The 17,338-nt window shown below is 43.3% G+C and carries 16 protein-coding genes and 1 pseudogene; 3 read left to right on the plus strand and 14 right to left on the minus strand.

The window, feature by feature from the left end; genetic code table 11:
- Positions 1 to 632 precede the first annotated feature (632 nt).
- The 8 genes from AC6EJC_RS16525 to AC6EJC_RS16560 all read right to left on the minus strand — a co-directional run bounded on the left by AC6EJC_RS16525 (position 633) and on the right by AC6EJC_RS16560 (position 7,304).
- A complete protein-coding gene (locus AC6EJC_RS16525; RefSeq protein WP_444954884.1) occupies positions 633 to 1,436 on the minus strand; it encodes an undecaprenyl-diphosphate phosphatase in 804 nt (267 codons plus the stop codon).
- A 323-nt stretch (positions 1,437 to 1,759) separates the two neighbouring features.
- Positions 1,760 to 2,287, minus strand: coding sequence for an AAA family ATPase (locus AC6EJC_RS16530; RefSeq protein ID WP_444954885.1), 528 nt, complete (start codon positions 2,285 to 2,287; stop codon positions 1,760 to 1,762).
- Between the two features lie 219 nt (positions 2,288 to 2,506).
- A complete protein-coding gene (locus AC6EJC_RS16535; RefSeq protein ID WP_444954886.1) occupies positions 2,507 to 2,710 on the minus strand; it encodes a GNAT family N-acetyltransferase in 204 nt (67 codons plus the stop codon).
- Between the two features lie 171 nt (positions 2,711 to 2,881).
- Positions 2,882 to 3,709 carry a rhamnogalacturonan lyase family protein gene (locus AC6EJC_RS16540; RefSeq protein WP_444954943.1) on the minus strand — a complete coding sequence of 276 codons (828 nt, stop codon included), beginning with the start codon at positions 3,707 to 3,709 and terminating at the stop codon, positions 2,882 to 2,884.
- Between the two features lie 168 nt (positions 3,710 to 3,877).
- On the minus strand, positions 3,878 to 4,228 hold the full coding sequence (locus AC6EJC_RS16545) for a rhamnogalacturonan lyase family protein (RefSeq protein ID WP_444954944.1): 351 nt from the start codon (positions 4,226 to 4,228) through the stop codon (positions 3,878 to 3,880).
- 342 nt (positions 4,229 to 4,570) lie between these two features.
- Positions 4,571 to 4,828, minus strand: coding sequence for a hypothetical protein (locus AC6EJC_RS16550; protein WP_444954887.1), 258 nt, complete (start codon positions 4,826 to 4,828; stop codon positions 4,571 to 4,573).
- A gap of 115 nt (positions 4,829 to 4,943) precedes the next feature.
- A complete protein-coding gene (locus tag AC6EJC_RS16555; protein ID WP_444954888.1) occupies positions 4,944 to 6,023 on the minus strand; it encodes a polysaccharide deacetylase family protein in 1,080 nt (359 codons plus the stop codon).
- Between the two features lie 195 nt (positions 6,024 to 6,218).
- Positions 6,219 to 7,304, minus strand: a complete 1,086-nt coding sequence (locus AC6EJC_RS16560; protein ID WP_444954889.1) for a glycoside hydrolase family 11 protein — start codon at positions 7,302 to 7,304, stop codon at positions 6,219 to 6,221.
- Between the two features lie 552 nt (positions 7,305 to 7,856).
- Between AC6EJC_RS16560 and AC6EJC_RS16565 the strand changes: the two are divergent.
- Positions 7,857 to 8,282, plus strand: a pseudogene (locus tag AC6EJC_RS16565) (DUF6444 domain-containing protein); the annotation flags it as partial.
- 116 nt (positions 8,283 to 8,398) lie between these two features.
- Here AC6EJC_RS16565 and AC6EJC_RS16570 read toward each other — a convergent pair.
- Positions 8,399 to 8,977, minus strand: a complete 579-nt coding sequence (locus tag AC6EJC_RS16570; RefSeq protein WP_444954890.1) for an NAD(P)H oxidoreductase — start codon at positions 8,975 to 8,977, stop codon at positions 8,399 to 8,401.
- A 242-nt stretch (positions 8,978 to 9,219) separates the two neighbouring features.
- Between AC6EJC_RS16570 and AC6EJC_RS16575 the strand changes: the two genes are divergently transcribed.
- The gene (locus AC6EJC_RS16575) at positions 9,220 to 9,609 is read left to right on the plus strand and encodes a winged helix-turn-helix transcriptional regulator (RefSeq protein WP_444954891.1); all 390 of its coding nucleotides are present in this window, start codon (positions 9,220 to 9,222) and stop codon (positions 9,607 to 9,609) included.
- Positions 9,610 to 9,834: 225 nt separating this feature from the next.
- On the opposite strand, the gene AC6EJC_RS16580 is transcribed toward AC6EJC_RS16575, so the two are convergent.
- The 5 genes from AC6EJC_RS16580 to AC6EJC_RS16600 all read right to left on the minus strand — a co-directional run bounded on the left by AC6EJC_RS16580 (position 9,835) and on the right by AC6EJC_RS16600 (position 15,805).
- Positions 9,835 to 11,307 carry a DUF4179 domain-containing protein gene (locus AC6EJC_RS16580; RefSeq protein WP_444954892.1) on the minus strand — a complete coding sequence of 491 codons (1,473 nt, stop codon included), beginning with the start codon at positions 11,305 to 11,307 and terminating at the stop codon, positions 9,835 to 9,837.
- Positions 11,294 to 11,821: a sigma-70 family RNA polymerase sigma factor gene (locus AC6EJC_RS16585; protein ID WP_444954893.1), complete on the minus strand. Its 528-nt coding sequence runs from the start codon at positions 11,819 to 11,821 to the stop codon at positions 11,294 to 11,296. The genes AC6EJC_RS16580 and AC6EJC_RS16585 overlap by 14 nt, the downstream gene beginning before the upstream one ends.
- A gap of 137 nt (positions 11,822 to 11,958) precedes the next feature.
- A complete protein-coding gene (locus AC6EJC_RS16590) occupies positions 11,959 to 12,240 on the minus strand; it encodes an ArsR family transcriptional regulator (RefSeq protein WP_444954894.1) in 282 nt (93 codons plus the stop codon).
- 6 nt (positions 12,241 to 12,246) lie between these two features.
- Entirely contained in the window at positions 12,247 to 14,550 is a 2,304-nt protein-coding gene (locus AC6EJC_RS16595) for a beta-L-arabinofuranosidase domain-containing protein (protein ID WP_444954895.1), read from the minus strand.
- A gap of 22 nt (positions 14,551 to 14,572) precedes the next feature.
- Positions 14,573 to 15,805, minus strand: coding sequence for a dicarboxylate/amino acid:cation symporter (locus tag AC6EJC_RS16600; protein WP_444954896.1), 1,233 nt, complete (start codon positions 15,803 to 15,805; stop codon positions 14,573 to 14,575).
- A 363-nt stretch (positions 15,806 to 16,168) separates the two neighbouring features.
- On the opposite strand from AC6EJC_RS16600, the gene AC6EJC_RS16605 reads away from it, so the two are divergent.
- The gene (locus AC6EJC_RS16605; protein ID WP_444954897.1) at positions 16,169 to 17,011 is read left to right on the plus strand and encodes an AraC family transcriptional regulator; all 843 of its coding nucleotides are present in this window, start codon (positions 16,169 to 16,171) and stop codon (positions 17,009 to 17,011) included.
- Positions 17,012 to 17,338 lie beyond the last annotated feature (327 nt).

A 17,338-nucleotide genomic window follows, 5' to 3' on the forward strand; every position in this document is an offset into this window, starting at 1 on the left:
TTAGTGACAACAAGTCTCCCCTAAATATAAAAAAATCCTGATAATATCAGGACTTAGTAGGGGTAAACTTGTTGTCACTGTACAAGTGATGTCCTTCGACAGCAATACTGAGTCACTTGTTCTGATTCTGGTACCGTTAAAGGACAAGAACTTGTACCCTTTGTCGTAAAACTTAGCATCTATTGGAAATGATGATGAATTTCGTTAGCTTAACAAAAAGCAGCCGATCACTTTGACCAGCTGCTCCCCTGTAAGCTTAATGAATTGAGAGTTTCTCTGTGATAAGTCCCCCTCTTTTCACCCATGAATTATATTAGAGGTACATTTTCATTTTCTCATCGATCATTTTATAACGTTCTCATAATAAGATATATCGTGTGGCACAAAATTATCTTTGCCTATAATTTTATCAATCAATATTTTATTTTCGTCATTCATTTCGAATCCTTCAATTCTAATTTGATCTATTTCACGCCGCCAATAAAGCACCAAATACCCCTTAATACAAAAGTAGCTCGCTTTAATAACAGCACATTGTAACCATTTTACCATTATCGATGATACGGATCGCGATTGATCTTCAACTAACCTGCCCGTAGCTTAACGAAAGAAGCAGTCCAATACAAAAAGGGTTAATGTATGACGATTAAATAGAAGAAAGCTGCTAAGACAAAACGGTATAGAGCAAACCATTCCAATCGAAGTCGCTTAATAAGTTTAATGAACGTTACTACTGCAATCATTGCCACAAGAAAGGATGTCGCAAAGCCAATTAACATTAGAAAAAAATCGTCAGAATTCAGCAAATCGCGACTATCGTACAAATCCAACAAGCTTGCACCAAACATAACAGGCACGGAAATAAGGAACGTAAAGTCTGCGGCGGCTTTTTGGCTAGTGCCAAGCAAAAGGCCACCTGAAATCGTCGAACCCGATCTCGAAAATCCCGGCCACAAAGCCAAACATTGGAACAGGCCAATTCCGAAAGCTTGTTTATAATTAATCCCATCAATCGTATCAGCAGTTTCAGTTCTCCTACTCCGTGCTGCGATGATCATCAACAAGCCACCAGCAACTAGACCGATCAAGACAGGGATTGGGCCGAATAATTGGCTTTTTATTGTGTCCTTGAAGAGAAGATATACGATTAATGCTGGTAACATAGCCAAAATCATATGAATTGCATTTAATCCTTTACTTTGGGAAAAATCCATTCTAATCAGATTAGCCCCTATCTCCAAATATCTTTTCCAATAAAGAATTAAAACTGCCATCACTGCACCCAACTGTATAACAATTTTAAAAGTTATTGCAGCGTCTCCCTCAAAGCCAAGCAAATTTCCTGCTAAAATAAGATGCCCAGTAGACGATACCGGTAAAAATTCAGTTAAGCCCTCTATTATGCCAAGTATTATTGCTTTAATTACATCAGTCATCAGTGGATATCCCCCTTTCGGAAATAAACTCGTTTAACAATTTCCAGTATAAGGGGGACATCACTATATTCCCATCGATTAACATAACAATATTAAATTCAGTATGACATAACTGTCACATTGCTCATTATTTTAGTCTTAAGTAACACCTATGACTAAATAATTTGTTTCGTCTCATCATACGTTGCGTTTTCTCCAACCTCATAAGAATGTTGAACCAAAAAATCAATGTCCATTTTCAGCCATCTCTAATGGACATTATAACAAAATTACTTCTTTTTAAATATCTCTATTATCTAGGAATCTCTCTATCTGCTCTTCTTCTACTCATAGGAACGACCAAAGTGCAGTAAAATATCATTCACCGATTGCTCTGGTGACTGCTCCGAACTGTCCAGCCAAAACCCGATTTTAGGCGTTTCCTTCAAAAACTCTGAATACAAATTTTCTACCGTAAAGCCAGTGTACCCGACTTTTCCTCTTAATTTTTCACGCTCTTTTACCACCTCTACATTCGGACACAGCACAACTACCTGAACCGGGTAATCCTTTAACTGCTCCATCATATAGGATAATTCCGCTCCATAGTAATTATCCTGCAAAACAACATAAAAACCATTGTCATAATAGGTCTTTGCTGCATTTGCGGCTAACCGATAACGCAAATATAATTGACGGACTGCTTCTTCGGACGGTTCAGCGGACATTTCTTCGCGTCCTGATACAATCATGCGACGGAATACATCGCCACGCAGATGAACACCTTCTCCCAGCTTGGAAGCCAGAAGCTCCGCTACCGTTGACTTTCCAGAAGCCATAACGCCTGTAATTAAATAAATTGCTTTTTCCATAGCAAACTGCCTCCTTCTTTTTATAAAAAAATTATTTTGTTAGCAACCAACTTTTCGACCTCATTACATAACTGTTCCAACTCATTAACGACATTCAATGGGACTATGTTCTTGTACCTCAACAAAAAACAAACAAGTGTAATGTTTAAAATATTTTTGACATAAAATACTGGTCGAAAAGTGTGTCATTTATCACTAGTGAATTTCTTTTTATGCCTTCTATCTCAAATCCCATTTTCTTATATAGAGATAACCTGCTTCATTTTGAATGACCACTGTAAGTTCTAACCGTAAGATATTATGAGTTATTGCCCAATGCTCTAGCCTTTGAAAAAGATTTGTTCCTATACCACGCCCTGTGTATTCTTTTAAAATACCTATAACTAGGTAGGCTGAATGTTGTTCTTCTTGTATCTCCGCCAATGACTGCTAATTATCCTACTAACTGTCCACCTTGTTCTGCAACAAAGACGTTGAATTCCATTCTTTGTCCATTCTTTCCAACCATTTATGTTGTTGTTCAGGAGAACCTTTTCTTTCTCCCTAGTTCCATTAGCATAAAATCAGCCTCGGTTAAGTGTCAAACTGATTATTTCACGGTGCCAAAGTAATATTGGGCTGCGGAGGCGTGGACATTCCGTCTCCGAGATAGTAATCAGTCAAATGGGATTGTTGATACCCTTTGATGGTCATGCTGTTTCGATAAGCCGGGTTCTGCGCGAGTGTATAGAGTCTAGTGTCGGTAGGGATATCTGTTGTAAAGACGACGAGCTTGGTATTATCATTACTCACCATAACGACCTCTTCTCGCCAATCGCCTAAGATATCGCCATAAAATATGGGTGCTTTAAGATAATTGGTTGTTGCATTGTGATGTTTGTAGAGTGTTTCCAAACGAGAAGTAGAATTTGTATTATAATTCCATTTCTCGATAATTTTTTCGTGTGAATTTTCACTTAAGAGGTCCTCGTCCCACCATATACGAAAAGCAGGCCAAGGTGCTTTTACCTCGCTTTGGTCCGTAATTTTTGTATTCGTAGGACCGTTGTAGATGCCTGTGAAGGACCATACTTCATAACCTGGGTAACGAGGATCAAGGTCACCAACATTACCACGTCCAATGTCTCCTGCGGGAGGGGTGGTAGAATGTTGCCAGATCATTTTACCTGTACCTGCATTGTAGTAATATTCGAGCAATCCTTTTCTGTTATCCTGCTGGATACCATAGCCATTAAAGTCGGGCGAGTCAGGATCGAACTTACCGATATAGAATCGATCACCATGGACCACATCATATTCACCCAACGTGTAGCGTAATGTACCGTCCCCGTTAAGGACATACCCAATTTGGGAAATCTCATCTTTACCATCATTTTCTAGATCGACAATGCGAAATTGATGACCATTTGCAGCGCCGGTGATATTTTAAAGCCATTTCCAATCCATGGCCAGTTTGTTCCCATCATAATGATAAGCTGCAATCATGACATTAAATGATTTATCTGGATTGCGATTTTTCATATAAGCAACAATACTTGGTGTACTCCCGTCGAGATAACCGATACCTAATTGCAAGGCAAGAGGACCGCTTCAAATATAATCCTCAGGAATATCACTGTAAGCTTTGAGTTCACCTGTCATTCCATCGACGATAGCAAGCCATTGTTTACTGTCACTTTCTTCCGTGGTCCATACGGTGCCATCCCCAAAAGTTACACCATTGGCGATTCTGAAAATAACTTCTGCTTTGCCGTCCCCATCCAAATCATAGGCGGTAGCACCATCCCACTGACCTACATTAATCGTGGTGGAACCGGGGGAAATATTGTTTTTGTTGGTGCTGTTAGGACCAAGATCGATAGACCACAAGAAAGTGCCGTCTCGTCTATAGGCTTCAAGCTTTTGAGTGGTAGCAGTGTTACGAGATAACAGAAAATCGATGACAGTTTTACTCTTGCTCTAATAGTATGCTCTTTCGGTCACTACGCTCTAGCATGCATCCATGTTCTAACTTTCGTACGTATATTACAAACCTCGTAATCAACATCAAACTAAACGATCAGTTTCCCGTACAAGTCATAGATATAGGTATACGTCATTTCCGTTTTTCCGGACGTTACGCTGGCTTCCACCATGAGTTTGTTGTCATCTCGAATTACGGCCAATTCGTACCATCATTGACTGCCGCGCAAAATTTACCCAAAGGGCATATGTGCTTAATAGACTAACGTATTCTTAGCGGGCAACAAAAAGAGGGGCTATTTCGCCCCTCTGCATATCGATTTATTGCTTTACAGTATCATTAACCCACTGTATAAAGTTACTAGTGCTGTTGCCGGTACGCTCGGCAGTTGTATGTCCTTGCGCCCAGACGGTCTCAAAATCAACATCCTGCACACCCACGTAGTTATTGAGCACCAGCGCCAGCCTGGTTTCAACAGTTAATCCCGTATCTCCTTGCTCAATGCCCGTATGAATCCTCCAATACGGAGCGAACTTGGACGTTTTGTAGCCATCATACAAGGAATCAAGGTGTGGCAAATGTGGTGGAGTTGGATTCTTTGGAGGAATTGCTATCGGGACGCTAGCTTTCAGGTGCTCCGCCGTCCGGATTCAAATCGAAAGCTCAAAAGGATCATTTACCACTTCGGGGTTTTTAGTTGATCTCCAAATAATCAATGTAAGCATCCCACGTCCCGTTATCAGCTGTTACAACGAGCTCAATCTCTTGATTACCGGTTCCATGGCTGACATTGTTTAGAGTATAAACCGCAGGATAGCTCCCGCCGAAGTAAAAGGTCCCCTTTGTCTGTCCGCCGATTTTTAAGTCGACTCTGGCCATTTCGGAGTTGTTCGAAGCACCACGGAGGGAGAAATTATGGGTACCACTCTCGAAATACTGCGTGTATTTCACCGAATCATTGTTGGCATATAAAGCGACTCCGTTGAACGGCGAGCTAATATTCGAGGTGTACTGACCGCCTTTGGTCATACTCTCGGTTTCCTTTTTCGTACCTGTGCTTGGCGTACCATCGCCACCGCCACTGCTTCCACCGTCAGGCGCGACCGCCCGGCCGGTGCTCGGCGAGATCATGCCAGAGCAAAGGCCCCGGCTCTTGAGATTCTGCGCAATCTGCGGGATCGCTTGGAGTGTAGTCTGGTACTGGTCATGCATCAGGATCACGTCGCCGTTTTGCAGCCTGCCCGCGGCAACTACGATTTGGGCGGTGGTAGCGCCGTTCCAGTCCTGGGAGTCAACGTTCCATAGCACTTCGGTAAGACTGTTTTGGGTCTCAATGGACTTTAAGGTCGCGTTGGTCGCGCCGTACGGCGGACGGAACAGCTTCGGTGCGGTTCCGGTAATCGATTGAATCGTCTGCTGCGTCCGCGAGATTTCCGACGACATCTGCGAGCTACTTAATGTAGTCATGTCCGGATGCGTATAGGAGTGGTTGCCGATCCACATGCCCGCGGTCGCTTGGTCCCGTACCAGAGACGGGTTATTCTGCGCGTTTTGCCCGATATTGAACATCGTTGCGCGCAAGCCGGCCTGCTTCAGCGCATTAAGCAGTTTTGTCGTATTACTGGTATTTGGGCCATCGTCGAACGTCAGACCTACGTAACCGTTCGGGCAACTGGCATCAGCAGCACTGGACACTGGCATCATCGGAATGGAGAACAACGTACCGAAGAGTACCAGGGCCACTGCCCCTTTTACTAGTTTTGCTTTGAGCATAATAGTACCTCCTCTTAATAAAATGCTAGTATAGTTGTTCGCACTCCGAACCGCTTCAACTCACTCTACAATTTTCGGGATTTGGCCTCATCTCCTTCCGATCATTTAACATCCCGAAATAAGCGTTTTCAACGAATCCGGCGGGGAAGATCCCACCGGATTTTGTTTGAAAGGATCATTTACCGCTTCGGGGTTTTAGTTGATCTCCAAATAATCAATGTAAGCATCCCATGTTCCGTTATCGGCATTTACAACGAGCTCAATCTCTTGATTTCCGGTTCCATGGCTGACATTGTCTAGGGTATAGACCGCAGGATTGCTCCCGCCGAAGTAGAAGGTACCCTTCGTCTGTCCACCGATTTTTAAGTCGACTCTGGCCATGTTGGAGTTGTTCGAAGCACCACGGAGTGAAAAACTATGGGTGCCGCTGGAGAAATTCTGCGTATATTTCACCAAATCATTGTTGGCGTATAAAGCGACTCCGTTGAACGGCGAACTGATATTTCCGGTGTACTGACCGCTTTTGGTCATACTCTTGGCTTCCACTTTCGTACCTGTGCTTGGAGGAGGAGTAGTTCCGCCGCCGGAGCTGCCGCCGATCGTAATTGTATTACTAGTCACAGTAGCACTCCCACTGCTTTGATATCCCTCTACCGTAAGCGAAACTTCATACATCTTACCCATTGTCATTCCTAAGCTCTCCCACTTTTTGAAGTGTTCGCTAACAGATATGATTCCGCTCGTGCGCTTCGACGTCCGGACACTCCAATACTGCTTAAAAGTTGCAGTGCCTTTAATGGAAGGTTGGTTGACTCGAATGGTCTCATATATGTCATATGTCCCCCCGTCAACGGTAATGGTGCCCTTTGATGTTGCTCCGGGCGGACGCCAGCTGCCCCAGCTATCGACGATGTAATATTCTACGAGCGGGTCAACGGTCCACCCATAGACACATAAATACGAATTGCCGTTTGGCTGGTAGTTGGCACTGTAGTTTACTGATATGTTTCCAATTTGCTGGTGTGTCTGGGTCTCGTTGAATTTCTTGCCTTTACGGAATAACGCATTTCCGATGTTACTCCACTGGGCACTGAACGTGCCACCACTATTGAGAGTCATACTTGTGGTCCCGGAATCCTTCCACAACTCATAGTAGTAGCCGTCTTGGGTGCCACTTTGGTTTGAGGTGATCGTTGTTGCCGCCTGTGCGGTTACTGCTGGTAATGTAAGCGAAAAACAAATCAAAATTGCTAAAAATAACCTCATTCTTTTTTGTTTCATTCGGCATTCCTCCTTTTTGGTTCATTTGCATTTAGTCTTACTAGGATGCTGTGCAGGTAAAAAACTACAATTATTTACACTAATTCAATTATAAGTGTTTACAAAAAGTATTTTATCATAGTTCACTTCATATTTAACCTGCAAAAATTTAAGCTTATACTGTAAAAAGTTTAGTTTTTTGTGGTTGGAAATGGAAATAGCATAGCCCATGTTGTCCATTTTTTCCGGCTTTCAGGAGAAAAATCCTCCAATATAGCACATGTCCACATTTCGCGGGGGGAGATCAACTGGCGAGTTACCGGAACACCTCCCACGAGTTCGATACTTCCCAATAAGGGATTGCTTTAATGTGTGACAAATTACTCTTAGAAAGAAAAAACGAACTCCTTCCCTGATAGGAATAGTTCGTTTTTTTGTTACTACTTAGGTCTCCTTGTGGAAAGATAAATTTTTCTCGCATCCTGTAAGGATTTCCAACCCTCGTATCGAAGTATATAGTTAACGAGAAACAACCAGGAGCGAGACCAAATGAAACTAACCCCTGAACAAGTGATGACGATTTGCAAAGGCGACAAAGAAATTGCGGCGTTCGTCCAAACGCTCCTGGATACAATCGATCGACAGGCTGCTCGCATTCAACAACTGGAGAAACGCGTCCATGAATTGGAGCGGGAACTCGGAAAACGTAGCCATAACAGCAGCAAACCGCCCTCCAGCGATGGTCTGCGTAAGCCGACCAATCTGCGAACGCAAGGTGGCAAAAAAGGAGCGCCGAAGGGACGCCCTGGCACTACGATGTACCAGGTACACAAAGAGTCGATTTTGTCGTTTCTTTGGCGTACCCACATTCCGTTCGACAACAATCAGGCGGAACGCGACCTGCGAATGGTCAAGGTCAAACAGAAGATCTCCGGCGTGTTTCGAACGGAGGCCGGGGCGCACATCTTTGCCAGATTGCGTAGCGTCGTATCCACTTTGATGATGGGTTGGGGGTTGGGATTTTAAAAAATCGATTTGCAATAAAGCTGGAGAATCATTGTGGGAAACACATTTTCATTGTAGGAGTTTTGGTTCAAACTCAAACTACTTAAAGCTTAATGATCCTTGGCATAATTTAAACCTAAGCGATAAGCTTGGTTCAGTAGCATTTCGTAATGATCGGGATTTGAATCCAGGGTCTTATATAAAAATTCAACCTTTGAATTTGAAACACCGCAATAATCTGCAATGCCCACATTGAGCAGATGAGTAATCATTTCATCATAGTTGCGCTTTTTCATCTGTTCTTTCGAAACGCCAGCCAAACCAATCCACAGGACATGCTGATGATGAAGGTGGTTCGAACCGTACGCAAACCCATTGTTCCATACACGGTCAATATACCCTTTTAGCATAGCCGGCAAATGCCACCACCAAAGTGGAAAAATAAATGCCAAAGCATCATGCTCCTTCAACCGCCATATTTCCATATCTACTTCAGGGGAAAAGGACTGTTTCGTAGCTGACCAGTCGGGTTCATCTGCTTCTTTTAAAACGGGATCAAAGCCAATCCTGTGCAAATCCAATATCTCATAGTCGTGGCCAGCCTCGGCAAGACCTTGTACGAAACGACCGGCCACCTCAAAGGTCAAGGAATCTTTTCTCGGGTGTGAAACAACGCTTAATACTTTCATGCTTGTATCTTCACTACCTTTCTCAACAGCTAACTTCTAGCCATGATCAATGCCTGATGCTATTATAAACAGTAGGAAAATGATCTGGAAGTACGCACTTTTAAGTTCTATAGGATGATACAAGTGCTATAGGAACATGGAGGTGCCCTAGATAGATGCCCTAGAAACCGACCAAAATAACGGATGAATTAAATGGATGTTCTTTTCTAAGCAAAACAAAGCCTTTAACGGAGGGTTAAGAGATGACTGAACAGAGGGAAAATAGCGTTCAAAAGAAGTATCAAGTTGGAGTAGAGGCGGCATTAGAAGTAATGGGAGGAAAATGGAAGCCTTTAATTATCTACCATTTGATGACAGGACGGAAACGAACGTCTGAGCTTCGTCGGTTAATGCCCGGCATTACTCAAAAAATGCTGACCAATCAGCTTAGAAGCCTGGAAAAGGATGAGATCGTTACACGAAACGTTTATAATGAGATCCCTCCTAAAGTGGAGTATGAGTTAACGGCCTACGGCTGGGGATTAAAAACCGCGCTAGACCATTTATGCTATTGGGGAGAGGATCACTTGGAAAAGGTTCATGGCGACAAATCCAAGGTTTTGGAAGAATTCCAAGGCTGCTGTATAGAGTAAATTTAAGTTACTACTTAGCTCCCAGTTCATGAGAAGAGAGTGACGTGGCCACTGCGCCAGAGAGGGGACCTCCGATCGCTGTTAAAGACCGATTTCTTGATTGTGCAAGGAATATAGAGGATGAAATCGATCTTTAAAGGCGAACACTACTGTTTTTCCAGCCTCCCTCTCCCCTCCGTTTCTGTTACGTTTGCCAGCCAACCTAAGTAGTAACGTTTTTTTCTACTATTTTAGCAATACTGACCAATCAGGGTCTTTATATCGTTTATCTACCACTTCCCTTACCAGGGTAAGCTCCTCCGGAATTTGGTCTAACCCCGGAATTCGGAATTCATAAGGCTGCTGTGTCTTACGATCCCCCATGCTGATAAATCCCTCTGTCCAATTATCAGCTAGGGTATTTACAAATGATGACACTCCCCTCTTACTTACATCATACTGCTTGCCTGCTGAATCGTATACTTTCCATTCCTCATGTCTTGTTTCATTTTCTATTTCCCCGTAGAATGAGACCGCCGTTTCATATGTGCCGTCGCCGCTTTGCGATTTCTCAAGCGAAGTTCCAACCAACTCGACTTTATCATTCAATATTTTAAAAGCTTTCGGCTCTGTCAGCTCCGACGGCCTAAAGCAAATCCTGCTTCCGTCCATTTCCGCGACCGAATATCCATCCAGGACAAAACGGTACGGTTCATGCTCAGGCAGGTACTTGAAAGTATAACTCCAACGCATTTTCCCATTTCCGATCACTCTATGATCAGATGTCATCAGGCTGTCCATGTAACCCTTTTTTCTCGGATTCACCGAATGAATCTCTTTTTTCTCTATGGTTTCGAAATGAAAGCTCAGCATCTGATTTTCCCATAAATCACGAGGGGACCTTGCCATTGCCTTATTATCAAGTTCGGTCTCCATTTCGAAACGTACTCCTTGCACCATTCTCGTCAGCCTTTTTAATGTGACAGTCATGCCGTGCGGCGTTGTGTAGCTGCCTGACAGTTTCTCTATTTTGGTCTGCCTGTTTGCCTCTTTCATATCAATGTCAAAGCTAAAGTCCCAATTTCCTTCTATTAAAGGTTCGTTCCTTTGTCCAAGCGACCCAATATCCCCTTCTATCGTAATCTTGTCTGTTTGCAGCGGCTCACTAAAGAAAGCAACCATATAATAAAAATCACTTGTGTATCCCATATCGTACATGCTACCCACTGCGTTTCCTTTATCATCTTTGATCGTAATCTTGTTCGCATCTCCAAGGACCAACTTGTCGCGATCATGGTTCCCTTTTTTATCAAAAAGTTGAAGAGCAATCGTCACTCGGGTAGGATCGGCAACAGCTTCATCAATCACCAGCGTGTAACCTTCGTCCTTCACTTTAATATGAGGATTATGTACCAGTCCCAATTCCTGTGCCCGCAGAAGTCCGATATCCGGGTTGTCCTTGGCAAATAAAGACCTGAGCATTTCGGCAAATGTCGGCACTGTAAAGATTGAAACCGTACCTAGGACGAAACAGAGAGCTATGACTGCTGCTGCCCATCTCCATCGTTTAAGGGCATATCTCTTTTTCACATTCTGCTCAGAAAGTGAGGAAAGTGCGTTCCCCACAGCGAGCTGTACTGCATCAGGGATGACCAAGTCTTGTGTTTTGGACTTTAAAATTTGTTTAAGCTCACGGTCAACCGGATCATGATAATTCATATTTGGATTCTCCTTCCCCTAGGGCGAGCTCGGATAATTGCTGTCTGGCCCTGAATAAACGTGATTTTACTGTTCCTTCGGAAACTTCAAGCACTTTGGATATTTCCTTGACCGATAAATCCTCGATATAAAAAAGCGTCACGATGGTTTGAAGCTGTTCATCCAGTCCGTCAATCACCTCAAACAGCTCGATTTGTTCATAATCACCCTTATACGATGTCTTTCTCATATCATAAGGGACGGGGTATACTCGCTTTTTTTTCCTAATAATCCGATTACACTCGTTGATCAAAATTCGAATGATCCATGTTTTAAAATAAGCAGGCTCTTTCAGTGTATGTACATTAGAAAAAGCTTTGGCAATGGTCTCCTGCATCGCATCTGCACAATCTTCGTCGTTTTTAACGATTGATCTTGCTATAACAAATAGGCTTTGCTGGATAGCACGTATTAAATACACGAAAGCTTCCTTATCCCCTTGTCTTGCAAGCCCTGCTTTCTCTGATAAATCCACGCATGATTCCCCTTTCCTCTCAAGTCATCTATAAATTAGATAATCAAAGACTTGATTTGGTTCACAAGAAAAACACAAAATTTGAAATCCTTTCAAACAGCATGCAAAAAAACACGACTTGCTTAAGGGCGTGCTTATCACAACTGTAAATCCTCGAAGTTGCTCACTAAGATATAGGCTTCGGATGCCTTATCTGTATCCACGTAATCCTTTTGCAAGCAACACACGTAAAGTGCTTTTATCAGATCCACGAGGCCGCTCTCACGCAATAATCGCAGATGGCTGGAGATTATTGGCTGCGACAGGACCAGCTCTTCGATCAAATGAGAGCCGGTAAGCAACAAAAGGCCGCTTGCCTTTATAAAAAAAGACCAAGCGACCTTTTGCAGTTTTTTCTTCAAAACAGAAAATTTCAACAAAGGTAATCAGCGGGCAAGTTTAAAATACACATGATAGCTTTCATCTTGAATTTGATACAGGGGAACAAACTTGGCGCCATCCAAAACAAACGTCAAAGGGCTATCCTTTTGTTGAATGATTTGTTCCAGAAATTCTTGTTCACTGTATGTCCAAGAGATATAATCCTGTTCCCCGCTTATTGCCGCCAGCACATACGGTCCATAAGCAAGACTTTTAAGGGTCTGATTATCGGGAGCGTCAACCAGTCTCAAGGAGCAGGGCAGTGTCAGCTCGATTTCCTCCTTTTTCCATACTTTGCGTAGCTTTAAATATCCGTGTTCATACTCCAGATCGCGGCAAGGATCTCCATTTATCTTTACTTGAACGGGCTCAGATACCCAATCGGGAATTCTGAACATTAGGGTCGTCACAGGGCCGCCCTCGATATAAAATCGGACCGTATTCAAGCTGCCCTGATCCCGGTTCTGCATCAGGTTGAGCCCCTGCTCGCTCCAATCCAGCCGAGAGGGAATATACAAGTTCACATACAGTCTGTCTTCATCATGAAAATAGATGGCTTCCTGGTATTTAAAATGATTTTCCAGACCTGTTCCATGACAACAGGTATTTTCATGCGTATCGAATTTCTTGACAGATCCGGGCGCCAGTGGCATAAAGTAGGTGCTGCCACCCTCCGCTTTTTGGCTATTCTCTGAGGCAAGAATATGGTTGTAAAGCGCCTTCTCATAATAATCCATATACGTTTTGTGCGGGTTAAACTGAAAAAGCTCTTTGGTCAATTTCAACATATTATAGCTCGCACAGGTTTCTGCCGTTTTATCTGTGAGGAAACCGGCAATGGCGTCCGGCTCTCTGAACATTTCCGTCTCTCCGGTGCCTCCGATCGGATAAATATGACTTTGTGTCACCATCGTCCAGAAGTTCTCTGCGATATTGAAATAAGCCTTGTCTCCCGCAACCTCAAATAGCTTCAAGGCTCCAATCACCTGCGGAATGTGCTGGTTGGCATGCATATTTCCTAGAGTGTCCACATTCTCCTTCATCGGAAGGAATAACTTTTCATTGTCAAAATATTTTGCTGTCATCAAATAATTTTCATTGCCGGTGATCGCATATAATTTGGCCAATATCTCATTCATACCCCCAAATTCCCCGGCAATATACAATGACCACATTTTATGCAGCTGCTCTCTCGGAAGCCGGCTTAGTCGGTTGTGAAGCCAATGGCCCAACTTATCGCAAATATCCAAAGCTTCCCTCTGGCCCGCAAGCTGGTAACAATCTAGCAGACCGGCCATAATCTTGTGTAACGTATAGTAAGGAGCCCATATTTCCGGATAAGTTGTGTACTGCTCCAGCAGATTAAACTGTTCTTCCGAATACGCGCTCAGGAAGCCCCGGCCATAGCCCGCCTGTTCAGACAGGGCTGTTTGGCATTTGCCCAATTCTGCAACCATGTATTGAATTTTCCCCAGTAGCGCAGAATCCTCCGTGGCATTATAAGCAAGCGCCAGCGCAGAAAGATAGTGTCCAGTGGTATGCCCCTTCAGATTGCACTCCGGAGCATCCCACCCCGTCATCGGCTGTGCTCCTTTGGTGTCTACGGCGGCTGCCTCTCTGAAATTATACAGCATCTGGTCATCGTTCACTGACCGCACATACTGCAGGAAACGGTTCATAGCTGCTTCAAATTCACTTCCCCTTTCCAGGCTTACCTTTTGCCCCGTAAATTCCTGCACCCGCTTGGCGTGACCAGTTGCTTCCTCAATCTTATCCACCACTTGAATGGTGACCAAGGCCTTCAAAGGACTTCCTTCCACTTTGCCGTGGATCGAAAAAAATCCCGGTTGTCGATAATCCTCCTCTTTTACCGGGTCCCAGGAGACCTGGCTTACTGTATAACTTCCGGTATCGTTTTTTACAATGACGACGGTTGGCAGTTCCGGCTGTTCCCCAACTTTTGTGCGCACGGTCAGTGGATTTACAGCAACGATCTTTGCTTTATAATCTTCCTGAAGAACCGTTGCTTCAAATGTCTTGCGGGTTACCTCCTCTTCATATGTCAACGTCGCGACAAGCACAACTTTCCGGTTGCCTACCCCAAAGGTAGGTCTGGTAACCTTGCCTGTATGACTTATAAATAGAGTCTCTTTCGATTCCCATTGAATGGAAGAACCATACTTCCCCTTCAGCGGAAGCTTCAAATCGGCTTCTACTGTATTTAAGTTTCCCAAATAAATCGCATTGCCGTTCAGTTCCGTTATTTCTTTCGCGCTTGCCGATCCGACGGCGTTTTTCCCTAATTCCATCTCCCATCCGCCTTTCTGTACTCTACGCATGTGTCACAGCGTCTATTTTTTGTTTGATCCAGTTCTTGCCTTCGATGATCCGTGAAATCACCATGCTAATGGCCGGATCGCCGGTTACATTCACCATAGTGCAAAGCGGGTCTGTAATCGTTCCCAAAATAACCAGGATCGGAACCGCTTCCATCGGAAAGCCGAAGGCGGTACAGATGAAAAGTTCTCCAATAAATCCACCGCTGGGAATCGTACCTACTATAATTCCGCTTATCAAGGCTACCAGAACGGCCTTTACCATATCTGCCGTGCCCATCGTCATATTAAAAATCCCGAACAAGAAAATAATTTTGATCATTTGAACGGCGACTACACCATTTTTGTGCATGTTTGCGCCAAGCGGCACGATAATGTCGCCGATTTCATCGGGAATGCCCATTTGCTTCACGGCCAGTCTATTCACAGGGATACAAGCCGTACTGCTGCATGTTCCCATCGCCGTGGTAAGCGGCAGCCATATATTTTTCCAAAAACGCTTGATTCCGGTTTTACCTCCGCCAAAATAAGTGGCCAAAAAGGAGAACAGAATGAAAAACAGTATACAAAATGCCACGTAAATAATGGATGCCCGGGCAACGGACCAGACAATTTGATTGCCTACCTTGCCGATCAGTGTCGCGAAGTAGCAGGCAATGCCCACAGGAGCGTAATACATAACAATGGAAACGATTTTATTCAACACAGAGGATAAACTACTAAGCAATTTGGAAACCGGAGTTCCCTCTTCTCCAATGGAGCTTACGGAAATTCCAAACAGGATTGCAAAAACAATCAAGGCCATCATATGCTTTAAGGACAACAATTCAATGAAATCGCTTACAGTTATCAAACCGACAATATCCAGCGAGGCAGCCGCCTGATTCTGAACAGCCTCTCCAAAGCTAACCTCAGCGTTCAGGGCCGGATTAAAGATCAGACCGGTGATCAATGCCAAAACAGCAGTAATGATGCCCGTAACCACCACCACCAAAAAGAAAATGCCCAAAATTTTCCCTAGCTTTTTCAAATTGGTCATGCTCGCTATAGAACCGGCTATGGACACAAACACCAGCGGCACAATGATCACAAATACCATGTTCAGAAAAACATCTGCAAAGGGCTGCAGAACTGCGGATTTTTCGCCCATAATCGTGCCAGCGATCGCGCCCACTAAAACACCGGCAAGCAGTATAATCGAGAACTTGTAGTTTTTTAAGATTTGCACCCTTTTTCCCCCAGGTAAATTATGAAATAACAGGCTCATTCCGTCGACTGAATGAAAGCGCTAAACTTTTTAAGCGGACCGTCTTATTGATATAAGTATGACACCCTGGAAGGGGGATTAAAATCATTAAAATAAACCAAAAATATAATATTATTAGCATTGAAAATATAACATTATTAGCATTTTCATTTTTTTGATTCGTGAATATCAATAGTTATTTCCAGCCTGAATTTTGAATCTATTTATCATTCCGACGTTTCTATGCTATGATTTATATAATAAAATTGATTCGAGGTGGCAGAATTGCTATACATCCATTTCAGTTGTCCTCCTTTGCCTCATCTTATCGTCGGGGGAATATCGTTGTTCCGAAAAGGAGATCTTCACGAACGCCGTGTTCTTCAGCATACCTTTGACCTGATATTCGTCTTTTCGGGAGCTCTTTATCTGGAAGAGGATGGGCGCAAATATACGATCGAGTCCGGCCAATATTTAATTTTGACACCTGGCAACTTGCATAAAGGCTACAAAGCCTGTACTATCGATACGACCTTCTCCTGGGTTCATTTCTATACAACGGGAGATTACTTCTATTCCGAGAATCCCATCACACATGTCGATTCCAAAATGAACAAAACGAAATACTATAAAAAAGATGTGTTTTATATTTCGCTTCCCCAATACGGAAGGATTGACGACAGTCTGCATGAAATCCTCAAGAATTATATGGACAGCATTTCCCAGGTCAAAATTGACAAATATCATAATGAGAAGCTGTTTTATTCATCGACCAAATCCCAGATCGAATACCAGCAGTTATTTCTAAGAATATTAACGATTTTTTGCGATTTACGAGAACACGAAAAAGAAAAGGAACTGGCAGAGGAAATTTTCGATTATTTTACTTCGCATTATCAGGACGCTTTCGATTTGAACGAGCTTGCTGCCCAGTATTCCTTTCATCCGGCTCATATCATTCGCTCCGTAAAGAAAAAATACGGACTGAGCCCTTTGCAATTGCTGCTCTCCATTAGGGTCCAAAAAGCAATGAAGCTCCTGGCGGAAGAACGTCACTCCGTCGGGGAAATCGCATCCCTTGTCGGCTTTACCGACTCTTCTTACTTTTGCAAGCAGTTCAAAAAGATCACTTCTTTAACACCTTTGCAATACCGCAATCAGACGCGACAACAAAGCTTTAATACATGAAAGGTTGAAAAGCGAAGATTTTGGCTGCACCGAACTTCCCACCAGAGGTTCCGCTATTTGAAAATATTCTCCACTGTGCTTACAAGAGACCGAGATAGCGACTCAAAAGCTCTCTTAAAAACGTATAATTTCTCTTGATCTTCTGCTTTCGAGGCTTTTTACATCAACAAATCGATTCAAAACTGAGTGGAGCTTCTCATCATCACCCACTTTTACATTCTGATAAAATGTCCGTATTCATCTTGTAAAATTTTAGTTATTACACGCTAAATCAGCAAATGGTCCTTCTTTCTTCAACTCCATTAACTGAGAAATATAATGCTGTGA

It is taken from the genome of Paenibacillus sp. TY11, assembly GCF_059772165.1.